The organism is Shinella lacus (genome assembly GCF_010994755.1).
Lineage (GTDB): Bacteria > Pseudomonadota > Alphaproteobacteria > Rhizobiales > Rhizobiaceae > Shinella > Shinella lacus.
In genome coordinates, this window is the sequence record NZ_WHSB02000006.1 from 273,781 (window position 1) to 288,237 (window position 14,457).

Here is a 14,457-nt window from a genome sequence, read left to right on the forward strand (position 1 = left end):
CTCTTTGCGGCAGATCGTGGCAAGCCGTTGCGCCTTGCCCGTTCGTGGTGGGAAACGGGCTTTTCGAAATTCTGCGGGCGGATTCATTCGACAATCGATTTTTCGCCACGCCGCTGCTATAGACCATCGCCTAGGGCCGTGAAAAGGCCCGCCAGAAGAGTTCCGAAAGGCTTGGACGCCGGGGGCGGGGCCTGATTGCAGGGGTTACAGTAACGTGTTTGGAATGACCATTCGCCGCTTTCTCGGCATCTCCCTTCTCGCCGTCGTTGCCGGTTGCAACCAGACCGACAAGCCCGCCGACATGGGCGTCAACAGCGACCCGTCCGGCGCGCAGACCGCCGCCCAGCAGCAGACGCAGACCGCCATCGTGCAGGGCTCGTGCCCGCAGGTCTACCTGCGTGACGGCACCGCGGTGCTGCGCCGCTACGCCAAGGGCGCCAAGGACGATCCGCAGAACCTGCTCTACCAGGTGACGCTGGCCGACACGACGCGCCGCTGCGTGCTGAACGAAAGCCAACTCGTGATGACCGTGATGGTGCAGGGCCGCGTGGTCACCGGTCCGGCAAGCTCCGGCGGAACCGTCAACGTGCCGATCCGCGTCGCCGCAAGCGACGGCAGCACGACGCTCTATTCCGAGCTCATCCAGTATCCGGTGAACACGGACGCCGGCCAGTTCATCTTCACCAAGGGCGAAGTCGCGATCCCCGGCGGTTCGGGCGGCTTTACCAAGGTCTATGTCGGCTTCGACGAAGGCCCGTACAACACGAAATAATGGGTTCGACAGACCCGACGAAAAAGGCCGCGGAAGATTGCTTCCGCGGCCTTTTTCGTTTTCAGAAAGTCGAAGCGCTCAGATCGCTTCCTGCCACTCCGCAAGCGCCGCGATCACGCCCGGCAGTTCGCTCATGCGCGAGATCACGGTCTCTGCGCCGGCTTCCGTCAGGCGGTCGGCATGGGAGGGGTAGGTGTGCGAGGCGCCGGTGAAGCCGACGACGCGCATGCCGGCAGCGCGCGCACCGGCAATGCCGTGCACGGAGTCTTCGATCACCAGCGTGTTGGCCGGATCGGCGTCGAACTGTTTTGCGCCGTGCAGGAAGATGTCCGGCTTCGGCTTGACGCGATCGGGACCGAGATCCTTGGCCGAGTAGATATGCGGCGCAAAGACCTCCTTGAGGCCGACCTTCGAGAGCATCATGTCGAGGCGGTGCAAGGACGAGTTCGAGCAGATGCAATAGGGCTTGCGGATGCGCGACAGCATCAACTTGACGCCGTCGATGACCTGCACCTCCGCGGCAAGCCGTTCGTCGAGCAGCTTTTCCGACTTGTCGAGCAGCGAGGCGGAGAGGGGGATGGATGCCTCGCGCTCGATGGTGAGCAGGATATTGTGCCAGGTCATGCCGGCAAAACGCTCGCCCATTTCCTCGACGCCGATCGGGTAGCCCGCCTCGGTGAGGAGCCGCGATTCCACTTCCGCCGCGATGATTTCCGAATCGACCAGAACGCCGTCGCAGTCGAAGATGATGAGGTCGAAACCGTCCATGACATGCCGTCTTTCAAGTGGGGGTCAGGAGGGGCGCGCAAGCGCCCATGAAGTCGCGGCTTCCCTACACGAAAGGGGCCTCTCGGACAATTGCCGATTAAGCGCACGAGCTATGCGCGCGCCGTCCTCACGGAAACAGCGCCATGAACCGCCGCTCGCCCTCGGCGGTGAAGCGGATGGCGCGGCTGTCCTTCTCGCGCTTCGCCCAGCCATCGGCGATGAAGAGGGCGAGCAGCGCCTCGCCGAGCGAACCCGCCAAGTGCGAGCGCCGCTCGCTCCAGTCGAGGCAGGTGCGGCAGACCGGGCGGCGCTGGGCCTTCAGCGCGGCAAGGTCGATGCCGATGGCGGCGATGCGGGTCTCTCCCGATGGCGTCAGCGCGGCATCGCCGCCATCGAGCGTTACGTCGCCGTCGCCCACCAGCCGATCGAGCATGCGCACGCCAAAATCGCCGGCGAGATGGTTGTAGCAGACGCGCGCCTTGCGCAGCGCCGGGTCCTTCGGCCCGGGCCGCGTGCGCATGTGGCCGCGGTTCGCGGCAAAGCCCATGATGTTTTCGAGCATCAGGCCCACCGCATCGTCGGCAAGCGCGAAATAGCGGTGCCGGCCCTGCTTGCGCTGCGCGATTAGCCCGCCGGTCTCCAGCTTGGAAAGGTGCGAGCTGGCGGTTTGCAGGGTGATGCCGGCGACGCCCGCAAGCTCGGTCGCCGTCAACGCCTGCCCGCCCATCAGCGCGGTCAGCATGTTGGCGCGGGCGGGATCGCCGATCAGCGCGCCGATCTGGGAAATGTCCGGTCCTTCTTTCATACTTCGATGATAGCCGAAGCATTCACCTCCGGCAATGTGGGAAAAGGGGTCATCGCAAACAGACGCAATACCGGCAAACGTGCGTAAGCGGTTTTGCGTCCGGGATTGCGCCAAACAGGAAGAAATCACGATGATCACCTGCTTCATCCGCTACGAGATCGACCCCTTCAAGAAGGACGCCTTCGCCACCTATGCCCGCAACTGGGGTCAGGCGATCCCGCGCTGCGGCGCAGACCTGATCGGCTATTTCGGCCCGCACGAAGGCTCCGTCACCACCGCCTACGGCGTCTACAACATCGAAAATCTCGCCGCCTATGAGGCCTACCGCGCGAGGCTCGCCGCCGATCCGCTCGGCCGGGAAAATTACGACTTCTCCCGCAGCGAGCGCTTCATCCTGAAGGAGGACCGCATCTTCCTGAAAAACGTCTCGCTGCCGCACGCACCGAAGGTGACGCCATGATCGCCGTCATCTTCGAGGTCGTGCCCGCGCCCGGCCGCATCGATCTCTACCTCGACACCGCACGAGACCTGCGCCCGCTGCTCGACGACATCGACGGCTTCCTTTCCATCGAGCGTTTCTGCAGCCTCACCGACCCGACGCGGCTGCTCTCACTCTCCTTCTGGCGCGACGAGGCGGCGGTAAAGGCCTGGCGCAACACCGAGGAACACCGCGCCGCCCAGGCCATGGGCCGCGACGGCGTGCTCGACGCCTACCGGCTGCGCATTGCGAGCGTGGTGCGGGACTACGGGCTGAATGACAGGGACGAGGCGCCGGAGGATAGCCGGGCGTTTCATGCGGCGTGACCAGAGAGCGGCCCACTCATGGTAGGCCATTCCAGTTCGTTTATGGGACTCTCAACCCTTTCATCCGTCATCCTCGGGCTTGACCTGAGGATGACGGATGAGGGTGGGGCGTCTGTTTTAGCCTACTCCACCGTCACTTCCGACCGCTCGCCGGCCTTGATCGTCGTCTTGGCCTCCTTCGGCGCCAGGTCGCCCTCGTATTTCAACCGCACGACGTAATCGCCGGGCGGCAGCGTGTCCTGCACCTCGGCGCCGTAGTTGGTGGAGATGGACTTCTGGTTGCCCTGGATGTCCTTCTTGGCGCTGACGATTTCAATGCTGTAGGCACCGGGGGCGGTGACGGCCAATACGCCGGCATTGATGTTGACGATGACCTCGCTCATCTCGCCCGCCTTCAGGGTAAAGGGGATTTCGCCCGTCGCCGAGCCGAGTTTTGCCGTCAGCACATGGTCTCCGGGGGGAACGTCGATCTTGGTGCCTGTGCCGTAGCTGTTGGCGATGGCCTTGCGCGTACCGTCGATGGCTTTCTTCGCCTCGACCACTTCGAAGAATATGTTGCCCGAATCCACCTCCGGCCCGCCCTCGGCGTAGATGGCCTTGTTGAGCACGATGCCCGAGCCGATGATGAGGTCGCGCTCGACCGTCTCGCCGGCCTTCACCGTGAAGGTCTCCGACACCTTGGCGGGGCCGATGGCGCCATTGAGCGTCACCTCGCCGGCGGAAGCATAGAATTTTGCGGTACCATAATAGGTCGTCGAATAGTCGCCGAAGGCGATTTCGATGGCGGCGTTGGAATCGGCCTCCGCATCCTGCGGCGTCCGCTTCGGCTTGACCGTCACATAGGCGGCATCGAAATTGATGAAGGGTTTCGCGACCGCACCGTCCTTCACCTCGAAGGGCACCTGCCGCTTGATCGAACTTTGCAGCGTTGCCACTGCCACATATTTGCCCGGCGGGTAGTTGCCGGAATATTTGCCCTTGTACTGGCTTTCGATGTAGTCGCCTTCCGGCGCGCCATTCGCATCCGCCTTGTAGATCGTCCAGAAGACGTCATTGTTGTCGCCGAGCGACGGCCCGCCCTCCGAAAGCACGCTGTCGAGCTCGGTGTTGAACTCGATCGCCGGCACCGGTTCGGGTTCCGGCTCGGCCACCGCTACCTCCTGCGTCGGCTTCGACATCGGCGCATCCGCCACCGTCTCCGTCAGCGCCGCCACGAGCTGGGTGGCGTCGGAAGCCTGGAAATATTTGCCGCCGGTGTTTTCAGCGAGGCACGCGACCTGCTTGCCTTCCTCCTCCGTCAGGCCGAAGCCGACGACATGGGTGGTGAAGTCGACGCCCTTGCTTTCGAGCGCTGAGGCAAGCGCGCAGGGGTCCGCCTCGCAGGTCTCCAGCCCGTCCGTCACCAGCACGACCGTCGCCTTGTCCTCGGTATATTTGAGGATATCGGCCGCCTGCTCGACGGAATGCGAAATCGGCGTCTTGCCCTTCGGATTGAGCCCGGCGACGAAGGCATTGATCGCGTCCTCGGTGCCCGCACCCGGCGGCACGGCGAGTTCGATATCGCTGCACGAGCCCTTCTCGCGGTGGCCATAGACCATCAGGCCGAGCTCGGTGCCGACAGGCACGGATTTCAAAACGGTGCCGAGCGTCTCCCGGGCGATATCGATCTTGGCGCGCCCGCCGATCTGCCCCCACATCGAGCCGGAGGCATCGAGCACGATCATCGTCTTGTCGGCGGCAATCGTCTCGGTGGCGGCAAGAAGCCCCGCCAGAAGCATGAAGACGGCTCTCAATCGCACGTTTGTCCTCCTCGACCCTTAAGTAAAACCTGCCCGCCCACGCCGGCAGGGCTCGGCGATGTTGCGTTAGTGACGTGCGGGAAGGGGCGTCTATTCGGTGTGGCTGATAAGGCTTTCGACGGCAGTGCGCAGTGCCGGCAGGTCGCGCACGACGACATTCCAGATGATGTCGTCGGCGACGCGGTGATATTCGTGGCGCAGCACGTTGCCGATGCCCCGGATCGCGCGCCACGGGATTTGCGGCGCGTGCAGCAGCAGCTCGTCCGGGATGTGCCGGCTGGCTTCGGAGATGATCTCGATGGCCCGCTGGATGGCGAGGCGCAGGATGTCGTCCTTGCCGAAATCCTCCCGCGATTTTCCGGCAAGTACGGTCTCGATCAGGGCGATCGTTTCGAGGATGTCGTGCAGAACCGGCCCGGTGTCGCGTGCCATCAGAAGATGCGGATTGCCGAATGTTCGATCCGGCCCTTGAGCTTCGGGTGCAGGCTGTCGCGCGTCGTCACGTCCACGTCGCTGCCGAGTTGGTCTTCCAGCAGCAGCTTGATGCTGACGAGATCGACGAGGGAAAATGCCCTTTCGCGGTCGTAATCGATGAAAAGGTCGAGATCGCTCGCGGACGTGCCTTCGTCGCGCGCCACGGAGCCGAAGAGGTAAAGCGAGGTCGCGCCGAGCGCCCGCACGGCGTCGGCCTGCTGTTTCAGCCGGGTGATCGCTTCGTTCTTCGTCATGGAACCATCCTAGCGCAATTGCGCAAAACGCGCCACGTCTCGAAAATTTCCCGAAACCGTTCAAAGGGTTCAGCCTTTGGTAACCATCTTCGGTAACCATAAGGGACAGTTCAGTTCCGAGTAAGCGTATCAGCGAGTATCAAATGCCATCTGTTCTTTCGCTTGCAGACGTCTCCCGTTCGCCCCGCCGGAGTGCGTGGCTCGACACGATCATCAAGGGGGACTGCGTCGCAGCGCTCGAGGCGCTTCCGGACCAGTCGGTCGACGTCATCTTTGCCGATCCGCCGTATAACCTCCAGCTCGGCGGCACGCTGCATCGGCCGGACCAGTCGCTGGTCGACGCGGTCGATGACGAGTGGGACCAGTTCGCCTCTTTCGAAGCCTATGATGCCTTCACCCGCGCCTGGCTGCTTGCCTGCCGTCGCGTGCTGAAGCCCGCCGGCACGATCTGGGTCATCGGCTCCTACCACAACATCTTTCGCGTCGGCGCGACCTTGCAGGATCTCAACTTCTGGATCCTCAACGACATCGTCTGGCGCAAGACCAATCCGATGCCAAACTTCAAGGGCCGTCGCTTCCAGAACGCGCATGAGACGATGATCTGGGCGACGCGTGACGCCAAGGCCAAGGGCTATACCTTCAACTACGACGCCATGAAGGCCGCCAATGACGACGTGCAGATGCGCTCCGACTGGCTCTTCCCGATCTGCAACGGCGGCGAACGCCTGAAGGATGCCGACGGCAAGAAGGTGCACCCGACCCAGAAGCCGGAAGCCCTGCTCGCCCGCATCCTGATGGCCTCCTCCAAGCCGGGCGACGTCATCCTCGATCCGTTCTTCGGCTCCGGCACTACGGGTGCGGTGGCAAAGCGCCTTGGTCGCCATTTCGTCGGCATCGAGCGCGAACAGGCCTATATCGACGCCGCCCGCGAACGCATCGATGCGGTCGAGCCGCTCGGTTCCGGCACGCTTTCCGTGATGAGCGGCAAGAAGGCCGAACCGCGCGTCGCCTTCAACACGCTGATCGAAAGCGGCCTGATCGCGCCCGGCACGGTGCTGACGGATGCGCGCCGCCGCCACAGCGCCATCGTGCGCGCCGACGGCACGCTCGCCTCGGGCAGCGATGCCGGCTCCATCCACCGGGTCGGCGCCAAGGTGCAGGGGCTCGACGCCTGCAACGGCTGGACCTTCTGGCACTATGCCGACGGTGCCGAACTGAAGCCGATCGATGCCCTGCGCGCCGTGGTGCGCAGCGGCATGGCCGGCCTCGAATAAACAATACCCGAACCTAAAACGTGGTTCTCCAGCTGCGGCCTCCGGTGTTCCCTGCACCGGGGGCTGTGGCTTTTGAAGGCGCCGCGCGCCGCAAAAACCCAAACTTTCCACTTCGAGCATTCAGTTGATCTTAACCATCAGGCGCTTAGGGTAGTTTGGCAAATACATCAGGCCAAGCAACGGAAATCGTTGTGGAAAGCTGAGACCGATCAACCGGTCAGGCAGGCAGGATATCGCTTTTCCGGTTTTAGTACCTTCAGTCCCGGAAATGCGAAAACGCCCGGAGCCGCAAGGCTCCGGGCGTTTCGGTTTTCGGGACATCCAGCACTGCTCAGAGCAGAATTCCGTGCGCGGCAAGGTCGCTCTTCAGCTTTTCCGGATCGGTGAACTGCACCGCATGCCAGCCGGCGGCGCGCGCGCCCACCACGTTCGGCCCGCTGTCGTCGATGAACAGCGTGTGGGCGGGCGAAAGGTCGAAATCCTTCGTATGCTTCTCGTAGATGGCGAGGTCCGGCTTGATGAGGCCGATCTCGCCGGAAACGGTCACGCCGCGCGGCATGTCGAGGAAGGGGAAGAGCTTGCGCGCTTCCTTGAACGTGTCGGGGGCGAAATTGGTGAGCATGGTCACGTCGCGGCCTTCCGCGATGAGGGCCTCCATGATCGCGACGCTCTCCACATAGGCATGCGAAACCATCTCGTGCCAATATTTGCGGAAGGCGCGGATCTCGTCGATGCGGTCGGGATGTTCGGCGATCAGTAGGGCTTCGGCCTCCGCCCAGTCGCGCCCGCGGTCCTGCTCCAGGTTCCAGTCATGCGTGCAGACATTGGCGAAGAACCAGTTGCGCTCGGCATCGTCCGGAATGAGGCGGGTGAAGGGGATATGGGGATCGTAATGGATCAGCACCCGGCCGATGTCGAAGACGATGTGTCGGATTTCGATGCTGCTCATGTTTTCCTCGTGTGTATAGGCGAGTAGCGAATAGGGAGTAGTTGCCAGAAGGACATTCGCGAGCACTTGTTCCTCTTCGCTACTCCCTATTCGCTACTCGCTCGAAAGCATCCGGTATCGCTTGTTTTATTGCCTTCTTCATGACGGTTGGCAGCGCCTCGCCGTCAAGCGTCTCCTTCGGCTGCCACCACCCTTCGCCGGCCCGCACCGCGCCGGATACCATGGAACGGTAGATGGAGAGGCGCAACTCGAAATGCGTGAACACATGGGTGACGGTCCCGCAGGCCTGCCAGTCGGCCGGGAAGGGGGCCGCGGCAAGGCCGGTCTCGCCGTCGGTGCGGGCGGTCCAAGCGCTGCCCGGCACCTCCGTCATGCCGCCGAGCAGGCCGCTGTCGATGCGCTTGCGCAGGAAGACCGCGCCCGTGTGGTCCTCGGCGATGAACGCCGCGCCGACGCGCACCGGCTTCTCCTTCTTCGCGGCCTTGCGCGGAAAAAGCTCCGGGTCCTCGCGGCCGAGCACGCGACAATGCGCATTGACCGGACAGAGCGCGCAGGCCGGCCGGCGCGGCGTGCAGATCGTCGCGCCGAGGTCCATCATCGCCTGGGCGAAATCGCCTGGCCGGTGCTCCGGCGTCATCGCCGAGACCAACGCCCGCATTTCCGGCTTTGCCGCGGGAAGCGGCGTCTCGATGGCATGCAGGCGCGAAATGACGCGCTCGACATTGCCGTCGAGCACGGCGCTCTGCCGGTTGAAGGCGATGGCGGCGATGGCGGCGGCGGTATAATCGCCGATGCCCGGCAGCGCCTTCAACCCGTCCTCGCTATCGGGAAACACGCCGCCATGTTCGAAGGCGACGGCCTCGGCGCATTTCTTGAGATTGCGGGCGCGCGCGTAATAACCAAGCCCCGCCCAGGACTTCATGACGTCCTCGTTGTCGGCCTTGGCGAGATCGATGACGGTCGGCCAGCGGGTGGTGAAGAGCGCGAAATAGGATTTGACCGCCTGCACCGTCGTCTGCTGCAGCATGACCTCGGAAAGCCAGATCCTGTACGGGTCCGGCGTCACGCCGCGCGCGGCCATCGGCGGGCTCACGCGCCAGGGCAGGTCGCGGTGGTGCCGGTCGTACCAGTCGAGAATGAGGTCGGCGGGCGCCGCGGTCCGGTGGGCCTGGGTCATGATTTGCCTGAACGGGGTCGGAGCGCCTATAACTGGCGGAGCGGTCGGCGATCTTCAAGGTGCTTCGCCGGCAAGACAGGAATATTTTCCCGATCGGGGTAGGCAACGTGAACACCAGCAAGGCGCCCTGGCGCGGCCCGCAGAGCGGCTACAAGAGCGGCCAGCGGCGCGGCATCGTCCAGATCAGCGAAGTGGCGAATGCGCTTATCGATCCCGTGCTCGCCAAGCGCGCCGGCCTCAACACCATGCTGCTCGGCTCCTGGGACGAGATCGCCGGGGCGCAATTTGCCGATTGCACGCGGCCCGAGCGCATCACCTGGCCGCGCCGCGCCTCCGAGATGACGGGCGAGGGCGGCGGCCACCAGCCGGGCGTGCTGACGATTGCCTGCGAGGGTGCGCGCGCGCTCTTCCTCAGCCACCAGCAGGGCGAGATCATCCAGCGCATCAACGGCTTCTTCGGCTTTCCGGCGATCAGCCAGGTGCGCATCGTGCAGAAACCGGTGACGCCGCTGTCGCGCGGCCGCCCGAAGCCGCGCCCCTTGACGGGGGAGGCGGCCCGCCATCTCGACGACCTCGTCGATGGCATCGAGGGCGACGCGCTGAAGGCGGCGCTGAAGCGGCTCGGCACGGCGGTGCTCGGCGGCCGCGCGAAGACGCGCTAAAGCGCAATCCGACCGGAGTGAAACGAGGATCGATAAGATTGCGCTTCAAAAAAAAGGATAGAGCGCCGATCTGATCCAGTCAGATCGAACTGCGCTCGAAAGCGTCGCGTAAGACCATCGAACGGTCACAATTCTTTGAAGTTACTTGCCTTAACTCCGCTTGTTCCCGCCCCAAAGCAGGTATAACGGGAGTGCCGAGAGCAATTCCGGTTTCCGACCGCCATTGCGTCGATGGACCAAAGAATTCCATATCCCTTCCGACAGGAGAGACCATGTCCCTTTCCGAAATGAGCCTGATGAAGCGCCTCTTCTCCGGCGTCGCCGTTGCAGCGCTCGCCGTGACGCTCGTCGCATGCAGCGACGAGAAGAAGGAGACCGCAAAGGCTCCCGAAACCAGCCAGACGACGACCGAGGAAAGCGCAAGCTCGACGCCGGCCACGTCTTCCGGCACGACGACGGAAACCGCGACGACCCCAACCACGACGACGACCACCACCACCGAGACTGCGCAGACCCCTGCCACCGAGACCAAGACGGCGGAAGTTCCCTCTGCCGAAGGCGACGTGGACATGGCGGAAGTGCTGAAGGCCGGCGCGCTGCCGGAAATGGCGCTCGGCGAGGCCAATGCCCCCGTCACCATCGTCGAATACATGTCGACGACCTGCCCGCACTGCGCGGCCTTCCACAACAACACCTTCGATGCGATCAAGGCGAAGTATGTCGATAGCGGCAAGGTTCGTTTCATCGTGCGTGAATTCCCGTTCGATCCGCGCGCTGCCGCAGCCTTCATGCTGGCGCGCTGCAAGCCGGCAACGCCCGCCGAACTGACGGATGCCTCGCAGTATTTCCCGATGATTTCCATGCTGATGAAACAGCAGGAAACCTGGGCTGCGGCACAGGATGGCCGCGAAGCGCTGCTCCAGATGTCGAAACTCGCCGGTTTTACACAGGAGAGCTTCCAGGCCTGCTTGACGAACCAGAAGCTTCTGGATGATGTGAACTCGGTACGCGAGCGCGGTGCCAAGGAATTCGGCGTCGCGGCGACACCGACCTTCCTCATCAATGGCAAGCGTTATTCCGGAGACATGTCGGTTGACTCTATGTCGGCCCTCATCGACAGCATGCTCTGATCCTTCGGCCGGATTTCAAGCGGGCGACGGCGGAAGCCGCTCGCCCGCTTTTTACGTTGTGGGTTGGGTGAGCGTATGAGGTTCACCAAGCTCCGCCTGCTCGGCTTCAAGTCCTTCGTCGAACCCACCGAATTCATCATCGAACGCGGCCTTACCGGCGTCGTCGGGCCGAATGGTTGCGGCAAGTCGAACCTCGTCGAGGCGCTGCGCTGGGTGATGGGGGAGAATTCCTACAAGAACATGCGCGCGTCCGGCATGGACGACGTCATCTTCTCCGGCTCCGGACACCGCCCCGCGAGAAACACCGCCGAAGTCGGCCTCTATCTCGACAATGCCGACCGCACCGCGCCAGCCGCCTTCAACGACCAGGACGAGATCCAGGTCACCCGCCGCATCGAGCGCGAAAACGGTTCGATCTACCGCATCAACGGCAAGGAAGCGCGCGCCAAGGATGTGCAGCTGCTCTTCGCCGACGCCTCCACCGGCGCCCGCTCGCCCTCGATGGTCGGCCAGGGCCGCATCGGCGAGCTGATCCAGGCCAAACCGCAGGCGCGCCGCCAGCTTCTCGAAGAGGCCGCCGGCATTTCCGGCCTGCATTCGCGCCGCCACGAGGCGGAACTGCGCCTGCGTGCCGCCGAAACCAATCTCGAACGGCTCGATGACGTGACGTCGCAGCTCGAAAGCCAGATCGAGAGCCTGAAGCGCCAGTCGCGCCAGGCGAACCGCTTCAAGGCGCTCTCCGCCGATATCCGCCGCCACGAGGCGATGCTGCTGCACATTCGCTGGGTGCAGGCGAAGGAAGCGGAAGGCGAGGCGGAAAGCCAGCTCAACCAGGCGACCTCGCTCGTCGCCGAACGGGCGAATGCGCAGATGCAGGCGGCCAAGGAACAGGCGGTCGCCAGCCTGAAGCTGCCGGAACTGCGCGAGAACGAAGCGAAGCTCGCCGCCGTGCTGCAACGTCTGCAGATCGCCCGCGCGCAACTCGAAGAGGATTCCGCCCGGCTGCTGCGCCGCCGCGAAGAACTCATCCGCCGCCTCGCGCAGCTCGCGGAGGATATCATTCGCGAGGAACGCATGGTGGCGGACAATGCCGCCGTGCTGGAGCGGCTCGTCGCGGAGGAAGACGAGATCGGCGAGATTCTCGCCGAGGCCGACGAACGCGCCGAGGCTGCCCGCGAAACCATGGACGAAGCCGCCGCGAAGCTCGCGGAAAGCGAAGCCGCGCTCGCTGCCGTCACGGCGGAACGCGCGGAAGCGTCCGCCATGCGCAACCAGCTCGAAAAGGCGATCCGCGACCTGTCGGAACGCCACCTAAGGCTCGGCAAGCAGCTCGAAGCGCAGGCCCGCGAGCTTGAGGAAATGGATGCCCGCATCGCGGCGCTTCCCGATCCGGAAGAGCGCCGCGCCAATGTCCAGGCCGCCGAGGAGGCGCTGGAAGCGGCAGGCGAAATGCTCGCCGCCGTGGAAGAGGCGCTGGAAGAGGCGCGTTTTGCCGAATCTGCGCTGCGCGCCCCCGTCGATACGGCGCGCGCGCGATTGGCCGGCATCGAGACGGAAGCCCGCACCATTCGCCGCATGCTGGAGGCTGGGGCCGGCGATCGCTCCTTTGCGCCTGTCGTCGAGGATGTGCATGTCGATCGCGGTTATGAGACCGCGCTTGGTGCCGCACTCGGTGACGATCTCGAATCGCCGACGGACATTTCCGCCCCCGCCCACTGGCGGTTGTCGGGCAACACCTCGGACGATCCGCATTTGCCGAGCGATGTGACCGCGCTGACCGCTCACGTCCGTGCGCCAAAAGTGCTGCACCGGCGGCTCGCCCAGATCGGCGTCGTCGCAAGTGTCGACGAGGCGCTTTCCCTTCTGCCGCACCTGCGCACCGGCCAGCGCCTCGTCACCCGCGAGGGTGCGGTCTTCCGCTGGGACGGCCATGTGACCGGCGCCGATGCGCCAGGTGCTGCCGCCCTGCGCCTGGAACAAAAGAACCGCCTCGCCGAACTCGAAGCCGAACTGGAAGACGCCCGCGCGGCTCTTGCCGATGCGCAAGCCGATCTCACCCGTGCCGGCGAAACCATCCGCGCCGAGACACAGCGCCAGCAGGCGGCGCGCGAGGCGCAGCGCAATGCCGGCCGCATGCTCGCCGACGCCCGCGACGCTCTGGAGGCCGCCGAGCGCGCCGCCGGCGATCTGATCCGCCGCCGCGCCGTGCTCTCCGAAACGAGGGCGCAGATCGAGGCACAGGCGGAAGAGGCCGCGGAATTCCTGGAAGACACCCACAGCGCGCTGGAAGACGCGCCCGACCTCGGCGATCTGGAATCGCGCCTGCGCACCCACACGATGGACGTCGCGACCGACCGCGCTGCACTCGCCGAAGCCCGCGCTGCCCATGATGGCCTCGCCCGCGAAATGGCCGACCGCCGCCGCCGCCTGATGGCGATCTCCGCCGAGCGCGAGACGTGGAAAAGCCGCGCCGCCAATGCGGAAAACCACATCGCGACGCTGCGTGACCGCGAGGCGGAGGCGCGCGACGAGATGGAGAGCCTCGCCGAGGCGCCGGATGAGATCGAGGAAAAGCGCCGCGAACTCTTGACCGGCCTCACCAATGCCGAGGCCGCCCGCCGCGAGGCCGCCGATGCCCTCCAGGAGGCGGAAAACCGCCAGCGCGAGGCCGACCGCGTCGCCGTCACCGCGCTCTCACAGCTCGCCGAATCGCGCGAAACCCGCGGCCGCGCGGAAGAACGCCTCGTCTCGGCCCGCGAGCGCCGTGTCGAGGGCGAGGCGCGCATTCGCGAGGCGCTGTCCTGCGCGCCGCATGAAGCCTTCAAGCTCACCGGCCACCCGTCGGGCTCGCCGCTGCCGGACCCGCGCGAGCGCGAGCGGGAACTCGACCGCCTGCGGATCGAGCGCGAGCGGCTTGGCGCCGTCAACCTGCGCGCCGAGGAAGAGCAGAAGGAGTTGACGGATAAGCTCGATGCCCTCGTCGCCGAGCGCGAGGATATTATCGAGGCGATCCGCAAGCTGCGCTCCGCCATCCAGAGCCTCAACCGCGAAGGCCGCGAGCGCCTGCTTGCCGCCTTCGACGTGGTCAACGTGCAGTTCCAGCGCCTCTTTACCCACCTCTTCGGCGGCGGCACGGCGGAGCTGCAATTGATCGAGAGCGACGACCCGCTCGACGCCGGCCTCGAAATCCTCGCCCGCCCGCCCGGCAAGAAGCCGCAAACCATGACGCTGCTCTCCGGCGGCGAGCAGGCGCTGACCGCCATGGCGCTGATCTTCGCCGTCTTCCTCACCAATCCGGCGCCGATCTGCGTGCTGGACGAGGTGGATGCCCCGCTCGACGACCACAATGTGGAACGCTACTGCAACCTGATGGACGAGATGGCGGCCTCCACCGAGACCCGCTTCATCATCATCACCCACAACCCCATCACCATGGCCCGCATGAACCGCCTCTTTGGCGTCACCATGGCCGAACAGGGCGTCTCTCAGCTCGTCTCGGTGGACTTGCAGACGGCCGAGCAACTGCGCGAGGCTTCCTAGCCGCCTTGCGTGGGCTGTGTTAGATTAATGCGGTGCTGGAGGCGTCGAA

14 protein-coding genes are annotated in these 14,457 nt (G+C 64.8%); 7 read left to right on the forward strand and 7 right to left on the reverse strand.

The window, feature by feature from the left end; all coding sequences use genetic code 11:
• Positions 1-214: 214 nt before the first annotated feature.
• On the forward strand, positions 215-772 hold the full coding sequence (locus GB927_RS18315; protein WP_439655510.1) for a hypothetical protein: 558 nt from the start codon (positions 215-217) through the stop codon (positions 770-772).
• Between the two features lie 78 nt (positions 773-850).
• On the opposite strand, the gene GB927_RS18320 is transcribed toward GB927_RS18315, so the two are convergent.
• Both GB927_RS18320 and GB927_RS18325 read right to left on the reverse strand, forming a co-directional pair.
• On the reverse strand, positions 851-1,540 hold the full coding sequence (locus GB927_RS18320; RefSeq protein ID WP_256118636.1) for an HAD family hydrolase: 690 nt from the start codon (positions 1,538-1,540) through the stop codon (positions 851-853).
• A gap of 127 nt (positions 1,541-1,667) precedes the next feature.
• Positions 1,668-2,345, reverse strand: coding sequence for an ArsR/SmtB family transcription factor (locus GB927_RS18325; protein WP_256118637.1), 678 nt, complete (start codon positions 2,343-2,345; stop codon positions 1,668-1,670).
• A gap of 130 nt (positions 2,346-2,475) precedes the next feature.
• Between GB927_RS18325 and GB927_RS18330 the strand changes: the two genes are divergently transcribed.
• Both GB927_RS18330 and GB927_RS18335 read left to right on the forward strand, forming a co-directional pair.
• On the forward strand, positions 2,476-2,805 hold the full coding sequence (locus GB927_RS18330; RefSeq protein ID WP_256118638.1) for an NIPSNAP family protein: 330 nt from the start codon (positions 2,476-2,478) through the stop codon (positions 2,803-2,805).
• Positions 2,802-3,149 carry an antibiotic biosynthesis monooxygenase family protein gene (locus GB927_RS18335; RefSeq protein ID WP_256118639.1) on the forward strand — a complete coding sequence of 116 codons (348 nt, stop codon included), beginning with the start codon at positions 2,802-2,804 and terminating at the stop codon, positions 3,147-3,149. Before GB927_RS18330 ends, GB927_RS18335 begins: the two co-directional genes overlap by 4 nt.
• Before the next feature lie 122 nt (positions 3,150-3,271).
• On the opposite strand, the gene GB927_RS18340 is transcribed toward GB927_RS18335, so the two are convergent.
• From GB927_RS18340 to GB927_RS18350, 3 genes are all read right to left on the reverse strand, one after another.
• Entirely contained in the window at positions 3,272-4,948 is a 1,677-nt protein-coding gene (locus GB927_RS18340) for a vWA domain-containing protein (RefSeq protein WP_256118640.1), read from the reverse strand.
• Positions 4,949-5,038: 90 nt separating this feature from the next.
• Positions 5,039-5,380 carry a HepT-like ribonuclease domain-containing protein gene (locus GB927_RS18345; RefSeq protein WP_256118641.1) on the reverse strand — a complete coding sequence of 114 codons (342 nt, stop codon included), beginning with the start codon at positions 5,378-5,380 and terminating at the stop codon, positions 5,039-5,041.
• Complete coding sequence (locus GB927_RS18350) at positions 5,380-5,676, reverse strand: nucleotidyltransferase family protein (protein WP_256118642.1); 297 nt, start codon at positions 5,674-5,676, stop codon at positions 5,380-5,382. Before GB927_RS18350 ends, GB927_RS18345 begins: the two co-directional genes overlap by 1 nt.
• A 143-nt stretch (positions 5,677-5,819) precedes the next feature.
• Here GB927_RS18350 and GB927_RS18355 point away from each other — a divergent pair, with 143 nt between their 5' ends.
• Positions 5,820-6,950 carry a site-specific DNA-methyltransferase gene (locus GB927_RS18355; protein WP_256118643.1) on the forward strand — a complete coding sequence of 377 codons (1,131 nt, stop codon included), beginning with the start codon at positions 5,820-5,822 and terminating at the stop codon, positions 6,948-6,950.
• A 331-nt stretch (positions 6,951-7,281) separates the two neighbouring features.
• Here GB927_RS18355 and GB927_RS18360 read toward each other — a convergent pair whose 3' ends face one another.
• Positions 7,282-7,899 carry an HAD family hydrolase gene (locus tag GB927_RS18360; RefSeq protein WP_256118644.1) on the reverse strand — a complete coding sequence of 206 codons (618 nt, stop codon included), beginning with the start codon at positions 7,897-7,899 and terminating at the stop codon, positions 7,282-7,284.
• A 79-nt stretch (positions 7,900-7,978) separates the two neighbouring features.
• Positions 7,979-9,076: an A/G-specific adenine glycosylase gene (gene mutY, locus GB927_RS18365; RefSeq protein ID WP_256118645.1), complete on the reverse strand. Its 1,098-nt coding sequence runs from the start codon at positions 9,074-9,076 to the stop codon at positions 7,979-7,981.
• Positions 9,077-9,183: 107 nt separating this feature from the next.
• Between mutY and GB927_RS18370 the strand changes: the two genes are divergently transcribed.
• The 3 genes from GB927_RS18370 (at position 9,184) to smc (ending at position 14,408) form a co-directional block, all read left to right on the forward strand.
• Entirely contained in the window at positions 9,184-9,738 is a 555-nt protein-coding gene (locus GB927_RS18370; RefSeq protein ID WP_256118646.1) for a DUF721 domain-containing protein, read from the forward strand.
• A 272-nt stretch (positions 9,739-10,010) separates the two neighbouring features.
• The gene (locus GB927_RS18375; protein WP_256118647.1) at positions 10,011-10,868 is read left to right on the forward strand and encodes a DsbA family protein; all 858 of its coding nucleotides are present in this window, start codon (positions 10,011-10,013) and stop codon (positions 10,866-10,868) included.
• Positions 10,869-10,943: 75 nt separating this feature from the next.
• Positions 10,944-14,408, forward strand: a complete 3,465-nt coding sequence (smc, locus tag GB927_RS18380) for a chromosome segregation protein SMC (protein ID WP_256118648.1) — start codon at positions 10,944-10,946, stop codon at positions 14,406-14,408.
• Positions 14,409-14,457 lie beyond the last annotated feature (49 nt).

What these genes read in the sequence shown, in the direction of transcription:
- GB927_RS18320 (WP_256118636.1), bottom strand. Translation starts at nt 1,540, where the DNA reads ATGGACGGTTTCGACCTCATCATCTTCGACTGCGACGGCGTTCTGGTC.
- GB927_RS18325 (WP_256118637.1), bottom strand. Translation starts at nt 2,345, where the DNA reads ATGAAAGAAGGACCGGACATTTCCCAGATCGGCGCGCTGATCGGCGAT.
- GB927_RS18330 (WP_256118638.1), top strand. Translation starts at nt 2,476, where the DNA reads ATGATCACCTGCTTCATCCGCTACGAGATCGACCCCTTCAAGAAGGAC.
- GB927_RS18335 (WP_256118639.1), top strand. Translation starts at nt 2,802, where the DNA reads ATGATCGCCGTCATCTTCGAGGTCGTGCCCGCGCCCGGCCGCATCGAT.
- GB927_RS18345 (WP_256118641.1), bottom strand. Translation starts at nt 5,380, where the DNA reads ATGGCACGCGACACCGGGCCGGTTCTGCACGACATCCTCGAAACGATC.
- GB927_RS18350 (WP_256118642.1), bottom strand. Translation starts at nt 5,676, where the DNA reads ATGACGAAGAACGAAGCGATCACCCGGCTGAAACAGCAGGCCGACGCC.
- GB927_RS18355 (WP_256118643.1), top strand. Translation starts at nt 5,820, where the DNA reads ATGCCATCTGTTCTTTCGCTTGCAGACGTCTCCCGTTCGCCCCGCCGG.
- GB927_RS18360 (WP_256118644.1), bottom strand. Translation starts at nt 7,899, where the DNA reads ATGAGCAGCATCGAAATCCGACACATCGTCTTCGACATCGGCCGGGTG.
- mutY (WP_256118645.1), bottom strand. Translation starts at nt 9,076, where the DNA reads ATGACCCAGGCCCACCGGACCGCGGCGCCCGCCGACCTCATTCTCGAC.
- GB927_RS18375 (WP_256118647.1), top strand. Translation starts at nt 10,011, where the DNA reads ATGTCCCTTTCCGAAATGAGCCTGATGAAGCGCCTCTTCTCCGGCGTC.
- smc (WP_256118648.1), top strand. Translation starts at nt 10,944, where the DNA reads ATGAGGTTCACCAAGCTCCGCCTGCTCGGCTTCAAGTCCTTCGTCGAA.